Raw genomic sequence first — 18,304 nt, forward strand, 5'->3', positions numbered from 1 at the left:
CATGAGTACAAGGTTTTTCAGGCCGCGCAGGGTGGTCGAAAGCAGCCTGGGCATCGTGCTGTTCCTTGCGCTGTGGGAGGCATTGCCGCGGCTGGGGCTGGTCAACGCCGGCTACCTCAGCCCGCCCTCGGCAGTGCTGGAAAGCATCATGGAACTGGCGCGCAGCGGCGCGTTGTGGAAACACCTTCAGGCCAGCTTATGGCGCTCGCTGGCCGGGCTGGGCATTGCCATTGTCAGCGGTGTCGGGCTGGGGTTGCTGATGGGCTGGTTCGCGCGTCTGGAGCGGATCGTCGACCCCATCCTGCAATTGTTCAGGCAGACCTCGGCGCTGGCATTGTTCCCGGTGTTCATTCTGTTTCTGGGCATCGGTGAGGGTTCGAAGATCGCGATCATTTTCTGGGCGTCGTTCTGGCCGATCCTGCTCAGTACCTTGAGCGGCGTGCGCCAGGTCGACACCTTGCTGGTGCAGTCGGCGTTGTCGATGGGGGCCGGCAAGCGCTTTCTGTTCTTGAACGTGGTGCTCCCGGCGGCCTCGCCGTCGATCTTCACCGGCATCCGCCTGGCGGGGGCCTACTGCATCACCGCATTGGTGGCGGCCGAGATGATCGGCGCTCACTCGGGGCTGGGGTTCCTGACCCTCAACTCTCAGGAGGTGTTCCAGATCCCTAGCATGTACGCTGGCATCCTCTTGCTGGCGGTGGTGGGCCTTGCGGTCAACGCGCTGCTGGCGCTTCTGGAGCGGCGCTTCACGCGGTGGCGGCGGGGGCTCAAGCACGGTGCCTGAATTGAGCTGGCCAGGCCGGGCCCGGCCGACGCGCAGGTTTGGCCTGGCGTTGCTTGCCTGCGCCGCACTCGGGCTTGGCGGCGGGTGGTGGCTGCAAAAGCCCCATCACACCGCCAGTTCGCCGGGCCCGTGTTGCAAGCAGCGGCGGGTGGCGAATTGAAAGTCGCCTTGCGCAGCTACCCTCGGCCCACTCGCAGCACCGATGCGCTGGTCAATGAACCGGACCTGCTCGACCAACACCTTGCCGATTACCTCGCCGGTGCACTGCACAGCCGCCTGGTGCTGGTGCCGCCAGCCCAAGCGCAGTTGGTCATCAACCTGCCGCACGCCGGCAGCGCGGCCCGTGGCCCGGCCGCACCTCAAGGCGCGATGCTCGCCTTGCGCGGTGAGGCCCGTGACGAACTGGCCGGTGCCGAGGTGTGCGTGGGCGAGGGTAGCCCGTGGCAGGCGGCGTTGCAGAAAGAAGGTGCGAGGCTGAAGGCCTACCCCTCGTCGCTGCGCGCTTCGGTGGCTTTCATGGGCGGCGAGTGCCGTTTCTATGCGGACTCGCGCGCTGCGCTGGAGGGCCTCTTGCAGCTGCCTGAATGGCGCTTCTATCGCTTGCTGCCGCAACGGCTGGACGCCTCCAGCGATGCCCGGGTGTACCTGGCCGGCGATGATTCCGCCAGCCGCGACTGGGTGCGTGACCGCCTGGCGCAGTGGCGCCGCGACGGTGGCCAGGCCAAGGCCTGGGCCGGCCATGCCGATGAGCTGCTCAGCGACAGCCTGAAGCTTGCCGACGGGCTGGTGTGCCACTGAAGCCACCGCTTGGCGCATATGCCCTGAGCGTGCGACCGAAGGCTTGAAAAGCCCTTTGGAAACGGGCCATTTCGCTGTAGCCTGCGGCCGTCCCGCCACGGCGGGGTGTATAGTCGCCATCGCCCCATGCAGCAGGTGCCCGCTTCCCATGACGCAGATCTCCGAACGCCTTCTGGTCCAGGCCCATCTGGACGCTCGCCAGCCTCAGGCCCTGAGCCCGGAAGAGCAGACCTGGTACCGCGAAACCATCGCCGCCGAGCTCAAGGCGCGGGATGCGGTTCTCGTTGCGCACTACTATTGCGACCCGATCATCCAGGCCCTGGCCGAGGAAACCGGCGGTTGTGTTGCCGACTCGCTGGAGATGGCCCGTTTTGGCCGCCAGCACCCGGCCAGCACCGTGCTGGTCGCGGGTGTGCGCTTCATGGGTGAGACCTCGAAAATCCTGACGCCTGAAAAGCGCGTGCTGATGCCAACACTGGAGGCGACCTGCTCGCTGGACCTTGGCTGCCCGGTCGAGGCCTTCAGTGCGTTCTGCGACCAGCATCCGGAGCGCACCGTGGTCGTCTACGCCAACACCTCTGCGGCGGTCAAAGCCCGTGCTGATTGGGTGGTGACTTCCAGCTGCGCGCTGGAGATCGTCGAAAGCCTGATGGACAACGGCGAAACGCTGATCTGGGGGCCGGACAAACACCTGGGCCGGTTCATCCAGAACCGCACCGGCGCCGACATGCTGCTGTGGGACGGTGCCTGCATCGTTCACGAGGAGTTCAAGTCTCGCCAGCTCGAGGACATGAAGGCACTGTACCCGGATGCTGCCGTATTGGTGCACCCCGAGTCGCCCGAGGCTGTGGTGGCGCTGGCCGACGCCGTGGGCTCTACCAGCCAGCTCATCGCTGCGGCGCAGCGCATGCCCAACACCCACTTCATCGTGGCCACCGACCGCGGCATTTTCTACAAGATGCAGCAGCTGTGCCCGGACAAAACCTTCATCGAGGCGCCCACTGCCGGTAACGGCGCGGCCTGCCGCAGCTGCGCGCACTGCCCGTGGATGGCGATGAACACCTTGCAGCGCACCTTGCAGTGCCTGCGCGAGGGCACTAACGAGATATTCGTCGACCCGGCACTGGTGCCTAACGCGGTGCGGCCTTTAACGCGCATGCTGGACTTTACCCAGGCCGCGCGACTGAAGCAGGCTGGCAACGCCTGAGAGGGTTCAGGCTGTGGGTTGGCCGGCCCCCGGATGGCCGGCCCCGGATGGCCGGCCCCGGATGGCCGGACCCCGCCACCTTTGCCGCAGGCCGGGCAGTACCCAGGCGTTTGTAGAGGTCGAGCCAGGCGGCCAGCGCCACCATCATCACTACTGCCAGTACTGCCGTGGTGTACTGTGCGACCGGGTGATCGTCGCACAGCGCGTTGGCGATATCGGCCAGCGGCGCCAGCAGCACACTGAAGCAGAACACCTCCAACGAGTGCCGGCCCATGCTGCACAGGGGCTGGCAGATGCGCGCATTCAGCCAGGCGCCGCCGCGTGGCAGCAGGCAGGCGGTAACGTAGGCCAAGGCCAGGAAGTTGCCCAGGCGCATCGGCACCAGGTCGGTCTTGCCAGGGCCGAACTTCATCAGCGGCATGTCAGGTGAGATAGCCTGCAAGCCCAGCGCCGGCCAGCGCCAGTTGAGCGCCAGCAGCAGGCAGAAAGCGATGTAGCCCAGGCACAGCACGAACAGGGGCTGGCGCGGCGAAGGCCTGGCCGGCGCCAATGCGGTGCTGTCGGAACGCACAGCCATCAGGCCCCCGACCACGAACAGAAGCTGCCAGGCAAAGGGGTTGAAGTACCAGGTGCCGCCGCCTTCGTTGGACAAATTCCAGCCAGTCAGGGTGGCAGGCAGGTAGAGGCCCAGCGACACAGCCAGCGCCAGCGCAGGCATGCGCAGAATCGACGGCAGCATGGCCGGCAGGCCGAACAGCAGCGCCACGTACAGCGGCAGCGGGTCCATCAGGTTGGGCTTGAAGCGCAGCAGCAACTCGTCGACCAGCGCCTTTTGCGGGTTCTCGACGAAATCGGTCAGGCCCATTTCCCGCACCAGGTCTCGGGTTTCGACATGTTCATTGGCGAAGAACATGATGCCCATCAGCAGCACCAGCAAGAAGATGTGCGCCACGTAGAGCGTCCAGCAGCGCCGCAGGATCCGCACGGTGGCGACGGTGAAGCCGTCACGCCGCGCCAACTTGCCGTAGGCGAGCACAGCCGAATAACCGGCCAGGAAGACGAAAATCTCCGCAGCGTCCGACAGGCCGAAGTTGCGCAGCGTGACTTCGCCCAGCGGGTTGTGGGGGATGTGGTCCCACAATATGAAGATCAGGGCCAGGCCCCGGAAAAAGTCGATGCGTAGGTCGCGTCCGCTGTTCATCGGCAGGCACCTTGGAAATTACCGGTAAATATCAGGGTAGAGAGGCGGGGGGCAGGAGCGGTTCCGCGCCGCTGGTCATCGGGCTGGGCGGCCCTTGTCGCAGCGGCGGGGAGGATCGGGTTTAACGGATCCAGATGCAAGGGCTACGTGTTACAGATTGTTTTCAGGGAGATGACAGCCTGTTGCGCTTTGGCCGTCGTTCGTTACACGTCGCCCGGCAAGCCGGCCTCCCACTCGATGATCTGGCCTTGCACCCAAGGAACCGGCCTTGCACCGCAATAAATTGGTGAGAGGGCGGCTTGCCGCGCGACACAGCCGCCCAAACCCATGGGATTTTCCAGAAAAATCGTTAAACTCCCGCGCGCCGCGCAAGCGCCTCCATTACCTAAAGCTCTCAAGGATCATTCGCACTATGGAAAGCACCGCTTCGAAACCCTGGTATTCCACCCGCCCCGCACCGGTGTTCATGGCTGCTTTCTATTGCCTGCTGGTATTCATACAGGCGGCCTTCTGGGTCATTGGCGAAGGCTGGGAAAAAGCCCGTCAGGGCGACATTTCCTTCCTCGCCCTGCTCAATGTGTGTGTGGTGGCACTGTTTCTGTTTGTAGGCGGGTGGCTGCTGTTCAAGCGCAAACGCGCCTGTTCGCTGTTCTTCGTCTCGGCGTTGGTTCTAGGCATCGCACTGATCGCATTGCAATCGCGTGGCGTATCCATCTGGTACTTGCTGGCCCTGCCGATGTTCAAGGAATACGCGCTGATCCTTGGTATCTGGGTTTACAGCCTGCAACTGCGCGGCGAGCGCTACTATCGCCGCAAGCCGGTCGCAGAGCCATCGGCTACCTGATACCGGCTACGCCACCGCCTCATCCTCCGACGCCCTTTCAAAACTCTCGGCCCGCGCAGTCGCCCGGATGTTCGAAAGGTTTTCGCAAACGCAGGCCAGGCAATCTCCCTTGCTGGCAAAAGGCTTTCCATCGACAATCCCCGCCCCGTTCATCCAAGCAAGGACCTGCTGTGAAGAAGCCTTACCTGAGCGTTGTTGTTTTTGCGCTGCTACTGCAGGGCTGCGGTGTAACCATGGCGCGGTACGAGCCGGACTTTCAGAACGTCCAGATACTCAAGCAGAACGCACCCATGCAACCGATGCGCGAAGCACAAGTGCAGGCCGACCCTGGCCAGGGTTCATTGATGGTTCGCTTGAATCCAATTTCATCGCCCGCAGGCAGTATCCCGTTGCACATTCAGGCAGCCATCAACGATGAACTGCGTCGTGCGGGGTTGCTCGATCCTCAGGCTGGTCGGCAACTGCACGTGCAGTTGACCAAGAGCCAATTGAACAGTGGAGTTGCGACCGGAGACGGCGAGCTGGCAGCCCATTTCGTGCTGCGCGAGGGTGATCGGGTTTTGTTCGAAACCACCAGGCAGGTGGATCGCAAGTGGAGCAGCAGCTTCTTCGGCCCCATCGCCATTCCGGTGGCTGCCAACAACTACAACCCGATGTTGCAGTCGTTGCTCAAGTCGCTTTACAGCGATCCGCAATTCCTGAAAGCGTTGAAATAACCTGGCAGCGAGAGCCACGACAGTGGCTCTCGCGCAGGGTCACGGTTTCGATTCGCGGCCGCTCATACCGGCATACTGTGCGCGATGGCTGTCAGCCCAGCCCTTGAGCAGCGCATTGACCTGCCGGTCGAACGTGTCGTTGAACGCAGCCTGTACGGTGTGGCCCATCGCCGGAAGGAACCAGATTCCGATCCAGGTATGAATCGAGTCGTGGTTGCTGGCCTTGCTCATGGGTTGGTCCTGGGCATCCAGGGTTTCCAGCGTCATGGTGTACTGATCCGTGGCCATGGCTGGAATCAGCCCCAAGGTCAGCCCACTGAGCGCGCCGAGCGCTACCTGCCCGCCACCTGGCGCGTGGTTGTAGACCTTCAGCCGCAGCCGCAGGTCACCCGGCTGTTTGTCGAAGGCATCGAAACCGACACGGCCAAACAATGCCGAGTTGCTGAGCGTGCGCTTGAGTTCAGGTTTGAGCGCGTCGCGCACCTGTGGCAACTCGGTGGCCGAGCCTGCCGGGTCGCCCTGATAGAAATTGAAATCTACATAGACGTCAGGCTTGTTCGCGTAGCTGCTCATGGAGGGCAGGGTGACGGGAGCGACTTCATCTTGGGTAAAACTTGCGCATCCACTCAGGCTCAAAGCCAGGGCGACACCCAGGACTCGTACGAATTGCATGTTCACTTCCTTGCGTAAAGATTGGAAACCCCTTCAGGGCGCGCGGATTGTAAAGGCTTTTGCCTAGTGGCAAAAGGCCGCGCTCCTGTGAGGATCTGGCCGCAGGCCTCTCTTCACGCCACTGCCTCATCCACCGAAGCCCCTTCGAAACTCTCCGCCCGCGCAATCGCCCACATGCGCGAGTAGAACTCGCCATCGACCTCGCCGCTGAGCAACTCCCGGGTTTGAGGAACAAGTGCATCTGCGAAAACAGCTTCACCTCGGTAGCGCTCATGCGCCGCACCAGGTGCTTGGCGGTGAGTTGCGAAGGGTGAGTGAGGCCGGCTGCGGCGAGCATTTCGGCCAGCGCCTTGAGGGTACTGCGGTGGAAGTTGTAGACCCGCTGGGCTTTGTCAGGCACCACCAGGGCACGCTGGCGCAGGGGGTCCTGAGTGGCGACGCCGGTGGGGCATTTGTTGGTGTGGCAGCTCTGCGACTGGATGCAGCCGATGGCGAACATGAACCCGCGCGCCGAGTTGGCCCAGTCCGCGCCGATGGCCATGACGCTGGCCAGGTCGAAGGCGCTGATCACCTTGCCGCTGGCGCCGAGCTTGATTTTCTCCCGCAGGCCGATACCCACCAGGGTGTTGTGCACGAACAGCAAGCCTTCGCGCATCGGCACGCCGAGGTGGTCGGTGAATTCCACCGGTGCTGCGCCCGTGCCGCCTTCGGCGCCGTCGACCACGATGAAGTCCGGCAGAATGCCGGTTTCCAGCATAGCCTTGGCGATGCCCATGAACTCCCAGGGGTGGCCCAGGCACAGCTTGAACCCCACCGGCTTGCCGCCTGAAAGCTCACGCAGTTGCGCGATGAACTGCATCATTTCCAGCGGTGTGTCGAAGGCGCTGTGGCGTGAAGGCGATACGCAGTCCTGATCCATCGGCACGCCCCGGGTACGGGCGATCTCTTCGGTGATCTTGTGCTTGGGCAAAATGCCGCCGTGGCCGGGCTTGGCCCCTTGCGACAGCTTGATCTCGATCATCTTCACCTGCGGTGTGCGGGCCTGCTCGGCGAATTTCGCCGGGTCGAAGCGGCCGTCATCGGCGCGGCAGCCGAAATAGCCGCTGCCCAGCTCCCAGGTCAGGTCGCCGCCGGCTTCGCGATGGTAGGGGCTGATGCTGCCTTCGCCGGTGTCGTGATAGAAGTTGCCCAGCTTTGCGCCCCTGTTCAGGGCGCGGATCGCATTGGCGCTGAGCGAGCCGAAGCTCATCGCCGAAATGTTGAACACCGAGGCCAGGTAAGGCTGGGTGCACTGCGGGCCGCCGATGCGTACACGGAAGCTCTCCGGGTCGCTCATCGGCGCCGGGCGCATGGAGTGGCTGATGAATTCGTAGCCGGTCTGGTAGACGTTCATCAGGGTGCCGAAAGGCTTGTCGGACGCCTCGTTCTTGGCGCGCGAATACACCAGCGCACGCTGGGCGCGGGAGAAGGGCGTGGCGTCCTCGTCGGCTTCGAGCAGGTACTGGCGGATCTCCGGGCGAATGCCCTCGATCAGGTAGCGGATGTTGCCCAGGATCGGATAGTTGCGGCGCACCGCGTGGCGGCTCTGCAGCAGGTCGAACAGCCCCAGCAGGCTCAAGGCTCCGGCGATCAGGGTAAAGATCCACAGCCACTCATGGCGCGGCGCAAAGGGCAGAGTAGCGAGGGTGAACAGCACGCAGCCGACGAAGAAAGCATAGCGGCTCAGCAACGACAGGTTCATGGATATTCCTTGGCAGGCAGGGCACGGTGTTGAAAAACATAACGCAGAAGATGGCTTTTTGCTTGCTGCCCGCCTGCAATCTTCATCCAGGGCTGGTATCGCGGATCAGCAAATCGCGCACGGCAGGCTCCTCGGCTTGCAGGTAATGGGCCTTGCCGGCGATGCGGGTGGCCACCAGCAGCCCATCGCGAAACACCAGGCGGTTGCCGGGGACTGCAGGCACTTTGGCGCCAGGCAGGAGCGTGCCGGCCTGGTTCAACGGGTCCAGCGCGCTGATGCAGACCAGCTCGCCGCTCTCGGGTCGATTGCGCACTTGGCGCAGCAGCGGGATCGCCTCAGGCAGGGCGAACTGCTCACCGGCCAGGCCGTCGACGAAGCGGCCACCGCGGATCTCCCCGCGCGCTTCCAGCCGATGCAGTGCGCGCAGCACTACGCGCCAACTGGGCAGCCAGCTCGCCTCGCGCTCCAGCAAGCGCCAGAACACCACGCCGTAGCGGCGCAGCAGCGCCTTGGCGACGGTTTCGGCCTTGTCTTCATCACTCACGTCGCTTGCCGAAGTACGGACGAGCGCCCAGCGCCCGGCGTCGTCCATGCCGCCGATGTAGGCGCCGCGCCCACGCCTGGGGCTGCGTGCCTGGCGGCGGCCGGCCGGGGTGATCAGCGCGCGCAGGCCGGCAAAGCTGTCGGCAGTCACCTGGCCGGCAGCCACGGCTTCCTGAAGCGCGTTTTCAAGCTCTGTCGGCAGCAGCCTAGCCTCGCTCTGCAGTTCATCGAAAAACAGCGCGCCCTGGACCTTGAGCGCCTCCACCACGCGCGCTGTGCGAGCACTCGAATTCAGCGGGCTCGGTGCTGGCACTCAATGCGCGCCAGAAGCCGGCCCGCGGGCGCGGCAGCAGCAGGATGGCAGAGCCGCGCAGGGTGGTGCCTGCCTTGCCCGCCGCGCCAGGCCGTAACCAGGCGGCCCGGCCCTGGCGGCAGGCATCGTCGAGCCAGGTGCCGCTGTAGCCCTTAAGGCGCGGCGCCAGCAGCTCCTGTTCCCAGCCACCAGCGGCCGCGCTGTAGCCCTCCAGCAACTCGAGCGCTTCGCTCAAGGCCTGTGGGCCCTGCAAGCGGCTGGCGGGCGCCAGGTGCTGCCACTCGAAGGCGAAGCGCATGAAGGCCTGCAGGCTGACCGGCTCGATCTCCCGGCGCAGGCGCTTGATCGTGTAGCGGTGGATGCGCGCCAGCAGGTGGCGCTCGCACCACTGGGTTTGCTGCACGCCGGGGCAGAACTGGCCGCGCAGCACATAACCCTCGGCTTCCAGCCGTGCCAGCGCCTGTTCGATGTGGTTGCCGGGCACCTGCAACGGCTCAGCCAGCTCGCCCAGCGACAGAGGGCCCGAACCGCCCAGGCGGCCACGCACCAGTTCAAGCAAGGCCTGCTCGGGGGCTTCGGCCTGGTCGAAGCCAGGCAATGCAGGCAAGGCCGGCGCCAGCGGCGCTTCCGGGTACAGCGCGCGCATCGCCATCAGGCGCTCGACTGCAAACCACAGGCCGTGCCCGCCTTCAACTTCCATGCAGGCGGCACGGCCCTGGCGTGCCAGCGCTTCCAGCCAATCCGCCCAGCCGGCCCGCGTGTGGGCCTCGGTTCGAGTCACCGCGCCCAGGCTCATCAGCGCCTCGTGCATTTCGTCCGGGTTGCGCGGGCTGGGCCAGGCCTCGGTTGCTACTGCGTCGATGGCATCCGCGTCGAGTGTGCCCAAGTCATCGGCACTCTGCGGGTCGCTCCAGCGCCTCGCCAGCACCGCTTGGGTACGCCGCTCTTCCAGAGGCGCATCATCGAGAAAGGCGTAGGGCCGCGCGTTGAGAATGGCTGCGGCCAGGGGCGACGGCGCTGGCAAATCGCGGCAGACCAGCCGCACCTGGCCCTGCTCGATACGCCGCAGCAACACCAGCCACGCTTCGGCATCCAGGGCCTCGTGCAGGCAGTCATCCAGCGTCTGGTTCACCAGCGGGTGGTCGGGCACTTCGCGCTCACCGGCGAGGTTCTCCAGGCAAGCGATCTGGTCGGGAACACCTTGAGCGATCAGGTCTTCGCTTTTCATCCGTTGCAGTTGCGGCGCCACCTTGCGCCCGCCGCTGTAGCGCGGCAGGGCCAGTGCAGTGGAAGCGTTCCAGCGCCAGCGCACGCCGAACAACGGTGCTTCGAGCACTGCCTGGATGAGGATGTGCTCGGCGCTCTGGCTGTTGAGGTACTTCCACACATCGGCCAGCTCGAAGCTGTGGCTGGTGGAGAGCGACAGCACGATGGCGTCTTCGCTGGCCGCAGCCTGTAGCTCGAAGTTGAACGCGCGGCAAAAGCGTTTGCGCAAGGCCAGGCCCCAGGCACGGTTGACCCGGCTTCCGAACGGGCTGTGAATGATCAACTGGGTGGCGCCGGACTCGTCGAAAAAACGCTCCATGATGAGCGTGTGCTGCGACGGCAGTGCGCTCAACGCCTGGCGCGTGCGGGCCAGGTAGTTCCAGCAGTTGTTCGGCGCTGTCTGGCGCAAGCCCCTTGGCGCTTTGCAACCACTCAAGCACCGGTGCCATCTCGCCTTGCGCCGCCTGCAAACGCAAGTCGATATCGGCCTGCAGACGCCCCACCGAAGCCGACAGCTCATCGCTGCGCCCCGGTGCCTCGCCCAGCCAGAACGGGATGTTCGGTGCCTGGCCCTTGGCGTCTTCCACCCCGCACCCGGCCGCTTTCTACCCGCAGGATGCGATAGGGCGTGTTGCCGAGCTGGAATACATCGCCGGCAATGCTCTCCACCGCAAAGTCTTCATTGACCGTGCCGATGTTCAGCCCCTGAGGCTCGAGCACCACGCTGTAGTCGGCGTTGTCGGGGATGGTACCGCCGCTGGTGACCGCCGTGAGCTGGCTGCCACGGCGCCCACGCAGCGTACCGCTGACCGCGTCGCGGTGCAGGTCAGGCACTTCGCAGGCCCTGAGCGCTGGCGTAGCCACCGGTCAGCGTCGCCAGCAGTTCCTGGTACCGGGCCTGGGTCAGATCGCGGTAGGGCATGGCCTGTCGCAGGCAATCGAACAGTGCCTGTTCGTGCCACTTCCTGGCTGCTCACCTCTGCGACGATCTGCTGCGCCAGCACGTCCAGCGGCGCATGGCTGATTTTCAACTCATCCAGCTCGCCGCGCTGCACGCAATCGAGCAGTGCCACACATTCGATCAGGTCGTCGCGCGAGGTGGGAAACAGCCGCCCTTTGGGCGTGCCACCCACGAAGTGCCCGGAGCGGCCGACCCGTTGCAGGAAGGCGGCGATCGAACCGGGGGAGGCGATCTGGCACACCAGGTCGACCTCGCCGATGTCGATGCCCAGCTCCAGAGAGGCCGTGGCCACCAGCACCTGCAACTCGCCAGCCTTCAGGCGTTGTTCGGCGCTGAGCCGCTGCTCGCGGGCCAGGCTGCCATGGTGCGCGGCGACGGCATCCTGGCCGAGGCGGTCGGACAGGTGCCGAGCCAGCCGCTCGGCCAGGCGCCGGGTGTTGACGAAGATCAGCGTGGTGCGGTGCGCCCGCGCAAGGTCTGCCAGGCGCTGGTAGACCGGCTCCCAGACATCGTTGGCCATGACCGCACTCAATGGCACCGGCGGCAGTTCCAACGCCAGGTCTCGCGGCCGCGCATGGCCGATGTCGACGATCCGGCATGGCCTGCCATTGCCCGCCAGCAGGTGCGCCCACGCGCTCGATGGGCTTTTTGCGTGGCCGACAGGCCAATACGCCGCAATGGCCGGCCGCTCAGGGCCTGCAACCGTTCCAGCGTCAGCGCCAGGTGAGCGCCGCGCTTGCTGGCGGCGACCGCATGAATCTCATCCACGATCACCGTGTGCACCTGGCCGAGCATGCCGCGCCCGCTGGCCGAACCCAGCAGCACGTACAGCGACTCGGGCGTGGTCGCCAGGATATGCGGCGCCTCACGGCGCATGCGTGCGCGCTCTTTCTGTGGCGTATCGCCGGTGCGCACGGCGGTGCGCAAGGCTGGCATGGGCGTGTGCAACTGATCGAGTTGCTCGGCGATGCCGGCCAGCGGGCGCTGCAGGTTGAGCTGGATGTCGTTGGACAGCGCCTTGAGCGGCGAGACGTAAACCACCAGCGTCGCCTCGGGCAACTCGCCCGCCAGCCCCTGGCGAACCAGTTCGTCGATCACCGCCATGAACGCCGTAAGGGTTTTACCCGAGCCGGTGGGCGCAGCCACCAACGTGGATTCGCCCGCCTGGATGAACGGCCAGGCGAGCGCCTGCGCCTCGGTCGGCTGGCCGAAAGCACGCGCGAACCAGGCGCCAACGGCGGGGTGCAGGCGGTCGAGTGGGGGAGCAAGCTCGGTGAGCGAATTCATGGCCTTGTTATGCGGCCAGCAGGCGATGGATGCAAGCGCGTTCGTCTGGCGCTAAGCTGCGCGCTTTGCCTGCGAGCCTCTCATGCCCAAGACCATCCATATCGCCGCAGCGCTGCTGCTGGACGCCGAAGGCCGCTCCCTGCTGGTGCGCAAACGCGGCAGTGCGATCTTCATGCAGCCGGGCGGCAAGATCGACGCCGGCGAAACCCCGCTGCAAGCCCTGGTGCGTGAGCTCGAAGAGGAGCTGTGCCTGCGCATCGACCCTGCCCAGGCACGCCCGTTGGGCCAGTTCCGTGGGCCGGGCAGCCAATGAGCCTGGCTTCGAGGTGTGCTGCGAATTGTTCGAGGTACGTACCGAGCAGGCTGTTCAGCCGGCTGCAGAAATCGAAGAAGCGCGCTGGGTGACCAGCCCCGAAGGGCTGGAGGTGGCGCCGCTGTCAGCGCGACGAATTTTCCCGCGCTTCATGCCTGCCGGGCCGCGCTGACGCCGTCGAGCGTGGCGAAAGAAGTGTCTTTGGCGGTGAGCAGAAAGTCGCGCATGAATGGCGCTTCGAGCATGTCGCTGCGCACGCCTGCGTAGAGGGTGGCGAACAGGCCTTTCTCACCTAGCCGCTTGGCGCGCACATAGCCGCGCGCGCTGTACTCGTGCAGTGCCCAGTGCGGCATCCCGCACACCCCGCGGCCGCTCGCCACCAATTGCATCATCATCACCGTCAGTTCGGCGGTGCGCACGCCGGCAGGCTCGATATCGGCCGGCTCCAGGAAGCGGGTGAAAATGTCCAGCCGCTCGCGCTCCACCGGGTAGGTGATCAGGGTTTGCTCGCGCAGGTCGTCAGGCACGATGTACGGTTTGCTCGCCAAGGGGTGCTGGTTGGCCACCGCCAGCATGGCCTCGTAGGTGAACAGCGGTACGTAGGTGATGCCGGCCAGTTCCACCGGGTCGGAGGTGACCACCAGGTCCAGGTCGCCGCGTGCCAGCGCCGGCAGCGGTGCAAAGGCAAAGCCGGAGGCCAGGTCCAGCTCCACCTCGGGCCAGGCGTCACGAAACTGGTCGATGGTCGGCATCAGCCACTGGAAGCAGCTGTGGCATTCGATGGCCATGTGCAGGCGCCCGGCGGTGCCACCGGCCAGCCGGGCCAGGTCACGCTCGGCGCCGCGCATCAGCGGCAAGGTGGCGTCGGCCAGCTGCAGCAGGCGCAGGCCGGCGCTGGTGAAACGCACGGGTTTGGTCTTGCGGATGAACAGCGGCATGCCCAGGCGTTCTTCCAGCTCCTTGAACTGGTGCGAAAGCGCCGACTGGGTGAGGTGCAAACGCTCGGCGGCCTCTACCAGGCTGTCGGATTCGCGCAGGGCGTGCAGGGTCTTGAGATGGCGGATTTCGAGCATGGGCGGTCCATGAAACAAAAAGTGGCAACATCTGAGGTATGTTGAATTTCGTTCATGATACGCGCCGCGAAGCAGCCGGGTGAAGCGCTCGCCCGCAGCCTGTGAAAAGGCTACGGGCGAGGATCGATGGGTTAAACCCCAAAGCGTGTCTGGTAGCGGTACATGAACGTGAAGTCCAGGTCCGCGCGCAGGATGCGCGGGGCGCTTTCACCCTGGCTAATTTGCCAGTTCAGGCCCAGGTGGCGCTGCTCCAGGGTTTTAAGGTGCGCCTTGTTGAAGTTGAGCAGGCGCGAGTTGCTGTGAGGGTAATGCACGTGGGCGAACCAGAGCACCGTGCCAGTCTCGCTATCGATAATGCTGAACTCATCAAGGAAGTCGGCGCCATCACCGCCACTGAGCGCTCGGCGTGGGCCGGAGCGCTCGATGCTGACCTGGTTCTGGTCCAGCAGGTAGGCCAGCTTCGACGCGCTGGGCGCCTCGGCGGCCTTGCTGAAGCGTACCCGCAGCACATGGCCCTGGCGGCGCAACTCTCCAGCGCGGTCCAGCAACTGTTGGCGCAGGGTGCTGGCGTCATCGTCATTCAGGCGGCTCAACTGGCTGGCGTAGTCATCCAGGCGGTCGGCCTCGATGTCGAGCATGCTCTGCAGGTCGGCGCCGGTAATCGAAGACGCCCCACTGGCACGCTCGGCGCGTGGCACTGCGTCGTGGGCCTGTTCCAGCGCCGAGCGGGCGTTGCTGCGCACCTGCGCTGCGTTGACCGGCGCGGCCATTGCTCGGGCCGGTTCAGGCGCCGGCTCGCTCAGGCGGTAGCGACCGTCGTGCAGTGCTGGACTCCAGCGTTCCTCAGCGCCGCCGAGCCGGGTCACCACCAGTGCCTCGCCTTCTCTTCGGCCCAGATACCATTGGCCCTGATCGTCCTGGAACGGCCGCAGCGGATGTTGGCCGGCCTGGCGACCTGATGATGGTGCCGGTGGATAGGCCGGGCTGACGCTACGACGCTGTTTGATCGCGCGGATCATCACGAGCAGGCGTTCGTGAATGCGTGCATCGATCATCTCCGGGTGCACGGCGGCAATCCCGTTGAGTGTGGCCTTGAAGGTATCGAGGCGTGCATGCAGGTCGTGGATCACCGATGCTCGCTGTTCCTTGCTCAACGAGCTGGTACGCAGGGAAACATCGATGTCCAGGGCGCGGTGCACCACGTCCACCGAGCGTTGGTAGTTGTCGACCACACGCACCCACTCCGGTGTCTGGCCATTGCGCATGAACAGCCGAGTCAGCGCATCGAAACGCAGGCCTTCACCGCGCTCGAAGCTCCAGAGCGACAGGGCCTGGTCGATGCTTTCGTAAGTGGAGGGGGTGGGCCCGCCCAGTACCCGGATGTGCTGTGGTGTGACCGTAGGGCGCGCTTCGCGGGCAGCATCGAGCGCTTTGACCAGTTCGTCCGCCTCCACCAGCACGTGCGCATTCAAGGGGCGTAGCAGCGCCTGGCTGTCGAGGAAATCGCCGAGGGCGGAAATCAGTTCGTCCTCATTGGGGGCTGCGTCGATCACCTGCTGCAGGCGACGCCGGAGCTGTTCGCTGGCGAGCTGGGCTTGCTCCAGTGCCTGATCGGCGGCGCGATAGCGTGCCATGCACAGTGTGCGTTGCTGCCACTTGCAGATGAACCTGAAATGGGCGCAGCCAGCGACGGTTTTTTCCGGATGGGCAAACAACTGGGTGCGTTGGCGGTGCGTCATTTCCTGCAAGGCTGCCCGTAGCTCGTCGTAGAGGGTTTCCTGGTGTTTCGAGCACCGCCAGGGTGGCATGGAACTCCGAGAGAGTGAGCTCACCACTGTGAGCTTTGCGCATGATAGGGGTGACGTCCTCGGAGATCCGCGCAACCTGCTCGGTCAACCGGCTCAGACGCTGTTGGCGAGTTTCGATCTGCAACAGCACCCGTTGTGGCAAATAGCGTCTCAACCAGAGCGGAACGCGGCCGTGGGCCGCATCGGCTGCACGCTGCAGCACGTTTCCTCCACCTTGGCCACCATGCTGTATCAGCCGGCCGAACAGATTGCCGGTGAGTTTCCCAGGTACCTTCAGGACCAAGCGCTACGGGTTGTTCGGCGAACGCCCTGCCTGGCCTGCGCAGGCGCCAGGTATGCATCGCGGTGTCCCACTGCACCTGATAAGCCTGGCCGTTGCGCAGGATCCAGTGATTGCCCTGGTCCTGATACACCCCCTTGAAGCGGTTCTCGGTGCCCACCGCCAGGCCCTCGAGGTTGTGCTCGACCGCGTAGCCTTCGAAAGGGCGATCCAGACGTAACCGCTGGGCCGCCAGGCGTTGCTGGCTGGCGCTGGTGATATGGCCGGGGCGGCTGGCACGGGCCACCGCGCGATTTGCTGCCGGGGACAACGCCGCCCCCGTAGGCAACAGGTCCAACGCTGCGCCGAGCAGCGCCATCAACGCCATCTGGACTTCCAGCAGGCCATCGTGGCTTGTGCCTCGTTCGAAATGGCGTGCGCCCTTGTACAGGCCGTACAAGCCCTCGCCGATACCAATCAGGGTTCCGACACCCGGCAAAAAGCCCAGCGCGATCTGGATACCATCGACCACCTGCTGGCGTGACAACTGGTTGTGCAGGCCCAGCAGATCGCCATTGCTGCGGGCTGTCTGGCGGTGGGTTCGCAGGTACGCACCGGCACGCTCGTTAAGCAGTTGTTGCGCCATCGACCGCTCCCCGGGCCAGGTGGTCTGGCTCTGGAACAGGCGGTAGAAGCCGTTCTGCAAGGCCTGATCGATGCGCGCTGCGAGCCATTTGGGATCGCCTTCGATTGCGCGGCTGGCGATGTAGTCTCGGATAGCTGGCTTCAGGCACAGGCCAGCCAGGTGCTCGAGGGCCTCGGCTACCGTGGCATGTTGGGACAGGATGGCTTCGGGCGCCTGTGGCAGGTACAGCAGCACACAGGGGCGTGCAGTGTCGACGATCAACAGCGCGCTTTCTATCTGGGCACCGCTGACGTAAAGGTCCTGGTCGAATACCGTCAAACCCACTGGCTGCAAACGTACCGTACCCCACTGATCAGGGCTGTGCGCCTGAACGGCGAGCTCCAGCATGGCTTGGGCCTGCGTATCGATAAGGCCCAGCAAGCCGGCCAGGCGGGCCTGCAGCGCAAGTGCGGTCTCGAACGGCCGTCGCAGCAATGCCCGGCGTTGATGGTTGTGTTCGATTGCGGGAAAGAAGTAGCCGGTGAGGACCGATTCATAGGCTTGGGCCAGGTCCAGCGCCGTTGCAGTGGCTTTCAACCACTGGCTGTCGATGCCGGTGCGTAAGCGTGCCGCGGTAGTCGCCACGTCGCTCTCGACCTGCACAGCCAGAAAATCCAGGCGCCGGTCCAGCTCGCTGTCCACCGAAGGGTCGATGTTGTGCAACAGAAACTGCTCGAGCGAAATGAGCTCGCGCTCCACGCTCGGTACCGTCTCGAAAACCGGCACTTGCCGTGGGTCGCCCGAATGCGGCAGTGCCCGCTGTTCCAGTTGCGCCGGCAGGTCGAGCGTTACCTGGCAGTAGCCCTCGGCGCCGAAATCGTCCCGCAGCCGTTGAGCGACCTGTTTCTGTAGCCAGCTCTGGCGTGAGGGCAGGTGCGCTTGTTGATGTACCCGAGCTTCCTCATGGGCCTGGCAATGCTCTGCCAGGTCGCTGACCAGCCTTCGGCGCTGCTCCTCGTCCAGCTGTCGGAGCCAGCCCAGGTCCAGGTTACCGATCGCCAACAGTTGCTGCCCGGCCAGCACCTGCGATAGCGCGTGATCGCGTGGCCAGTGAGGGGGCGGCGTCAATGCCTCCAGTAGCTCCAGGCGTATCTCGTCAAGCGGCAGCGCGGGGTCGGCGGCAGCTACCCCGGTGTTCAGTGAGGCCAGCAGGGCAGAAGTGAATGCTTGATCCGTAGCAGAGCGCGCTGTGATCTGTTGCGAGGGTTCCATGCCCAGCAGCAACTGAACATGCGCGCAGGCCTCTGCTGGCGAGCCATAGCGTTTCAGGCCACCGGGCAACCGATGCCACGCCAGCAGCGTTATCGCAGGCTGGCCCTGCTCGGCCAGTGCCGAGTGTTCGGTCAGCAGTACCACACCAGGAGCAAGTGCTCGGTCTCGGTCATCACCAATTCAGCCAGGCGGTACCTGGGCAGGATCGCTTCACCCTTGAGCAGTTGGCTGGTCACGCTGATCACCAGCTTCATTTCTTCATCGTTCAGTACGCCCAATGCGGCCTGTATACGGGTTTCAAGTGCGAGTACCTGCAGGTTGAGTTCAGTGAGCTGCTCGAGCTCGGCGGCTGTGTAGTGATGATCAGGAGCCAGTGCTCCGAGCAATGCCCAAGCTAGAGTCAGGCTGTTCTGGCGGATTTTTTCGGCGTCCAGGCAATGGCCGAGCAGTTGCTCGAAGGTGTCGCTGGAGTTGACCAGGCACGCCAGGGCCAGCGCTTTCTGGGCGCTGGCTTCGGCAAGGGAAGGTTCATGGTGTTCGAAGGTGGTGGTGCTGTCGAAAGCGTCTGGCGAGAGGGTATCGGGGTTCAGTTCGCTCATGTTCACGGCCCTGTGGTGGCAA

11 protein-coding genes and 3 pseudogenes are annotated in these 18,304 nt (G+C 64.8%); 6 read left to right on the forward strand and 8 right to left on the reverse strand.

Features of this window, described 5'->3' with window-relative positions:
* Position 1: 1 nt before the first annotated feature.
* The 3 genes from LN139_RS02840 (at position 2) to nadA (ending at position 2,789) form a co-directional block, all read left to right on the forward strand.
* Entirely contained in the window at positions 2-784 is a 783-nt protein-coding gene (locus LN139_RS02840; protein WP_236358536.1) for an ABC transporter permease, read from the forward strand.
* An 87-nt stretch (positions 785-871) separates the two neighbouring features.
* Positions 872-1,582 (forward strand): ABC transporter substrate-binding protein, encoded by a 711-nt coding sequence (locus LN139_RS02845; protein WP_236358538.1) that lies wholly within the window; start codon positions 872-874, stop codon positions 1,580-1,582.
* A gap of 148 nt (positions 1,583-1,730) precedes the next feature.
* On the forward strand, positions 1,731-2,789 hold the full coding sequence (gene nadA / locus LN139_RS02850; protein ID WP_236358540.1) for a quinolinate synthase NadA: 1,059 nt from the start codon (positions 1,731-1,733) through the stop codon (positions 2,787-2,789).
* Here the strand turns inward: nadA and LN139_RS02855 are convergent.
* Complete coding sequence (locus tag LN139_RS02855) at positions 2,749-3,990, reverse strand: OpgC family protein (protein ID WP_236358542.1); 1,242 nt, start codon at positions 3,988-3,990, stop codon at positions 2,749-2,751. The two genes, nadA and LN139_RS02855, sit on opposite strands and share 41 nt — an antisense overlap.
* 412 nt (positions 3,991-4,402) lie before the next feature.
* Between LN139_RS02855 and LN139_RS02860 the strand changes: the two genes are divergently transcribed.
* Together LN139_RS02860 and LN139_RS02865 are read left to right on the forward strand one after the other, a co-directional pair.
* On the forward strand, positions 4,403-4,834 hold the full coding sequence (locus tag LN139_RS02860; RefSeq protein ID WP_236358544.1) for a hypothetical protein: 432 nt from the start codon (positions 4,403-4,405) through the stop codon (positions 4,832-4,834).
* Between the two features lie 170 nt (positions 4,835-5,004).
* Entirely contained in the window at positions 5,005-5,550 is a 546-nt protein-coding gene (locus tag LN139_RS02865; RefSeq protein WP_236358545.1) for a hypothetical protein, read from the forward strand.
* A 39-nt stretch (positions 5,551-5,589) separates the two neighbouring features.
* On the opposite strand, the gene LN139_RS02870 is transcribed toward LN139_RS02865, so the two are convergent.
* The 3 genes and pseudogenes from LN139_RS02870 to LN139_RS02880 form a co-directional block, all read right to left on the reverse strand.
* Positions 5,590-6,222, reverse strand: coding sequence for a hypothetical protein (locus LN139_RS02870; RefSeq protein WP_236358547.1), 633 nt, complete (start codon positions 6,220-6,222; stop codon positions 5,590-5,592).
* A gap of 113 nt (positions 6,223-6,335) precedes the next feature.
* Positions 6,336-7,963: pseudogene (locus LN139_RS02875) on the reverse strand (FMN-binding glutamate synthase family protein).
* 82 nt (positions 7,964-8,045) lie between these two features.
* Positions 8,046-12,333: pseudogene (locus tag LN139_RS02880) on the reverse strand (Lhr family helicase).
* Between the two features lie 82 nt (positions 12,334-12,415).
* Here LN139_RS02880 and LN139_RS02885 point away from each other — a divergent pair.
* Positions 12,416-12,818, forward strand: a pseudogene (locus LN139_RS02885) (NUDIX hydrolase).
* On the opposite strand, the gene metR reads toward LN139_RS02885, so the two are convergent.
* The 4 genes from metR to LN139_RS02905 form a co-directional block, all read right to left on the reverse strand.
* Positions 12,796-13,719, reverse strand: a complete 924-nt coding sequence (metR, locus tag LN139_RS02890) for a transcriptional regulator MetR (protein WP_236358549.1) — start codon at positions 13,717-13,719, stop codon at positions 12,796-12,798. The pseudogene LN139_RS02885 and the gene metR overlap by 23 nt on opposite strands.
* 131 nt (positions 13,720-13,850) lie before the next feature.
* Positions 13,851-15,527 carry a hypothetical protein gene (locus LN139_RS02895; RefSeq protein ID WP_236358551.1) on the reverse strand — a complete coding sequence of 559 codons (1,677 nt, stop codon included), beginning with the start codon at positions 15,525-15,527 and terminating at the stop codon, positions 13,851-13,853.
* Positions 15,528-15,547: 20 nt separating this feature from the next.
* Positions 15,548-17,827: a dermonecrotic toxin domain-containing protein gene (locus LN139_RS02900; protein ID WP_236358553.1), complete on the reverse strand. Its 2,280-nt coding sequence runs from the start codon at positions 17,825-17,827 to the stop codon at positions 15,548-15,550.
* Positions 17,815-18,282 carry a hypothetical protein gene (locus tag LN139_RS02905; protein ID WP_236358555.1) on the reverse strand — a complete coding sequence of 156 codons (468 nt, stop codon included), beginning with the start codon at positions 18,280-18,282 and terminating at the stop codon, positions 17,815-17,817. The genes LN139_RS02900 and LN139_RS02905 overlap by 13 nt, the downstream gene beginning before the upstream one ends.
* Between the last annotated feature and the right edge of the window lie 22 nt (positions 18,283-18,304).

Origin of the sequence: Pseudomonas sp. KNUC1026 (genome assembly GCF_021650705.1) — a bacterium.
Classification (GTDB): Bacteria; Pseudomonadota; Gammaproteobacteria; order Pseudomonadales; family Pseudomonadaceae; genus Aquipseudomonas.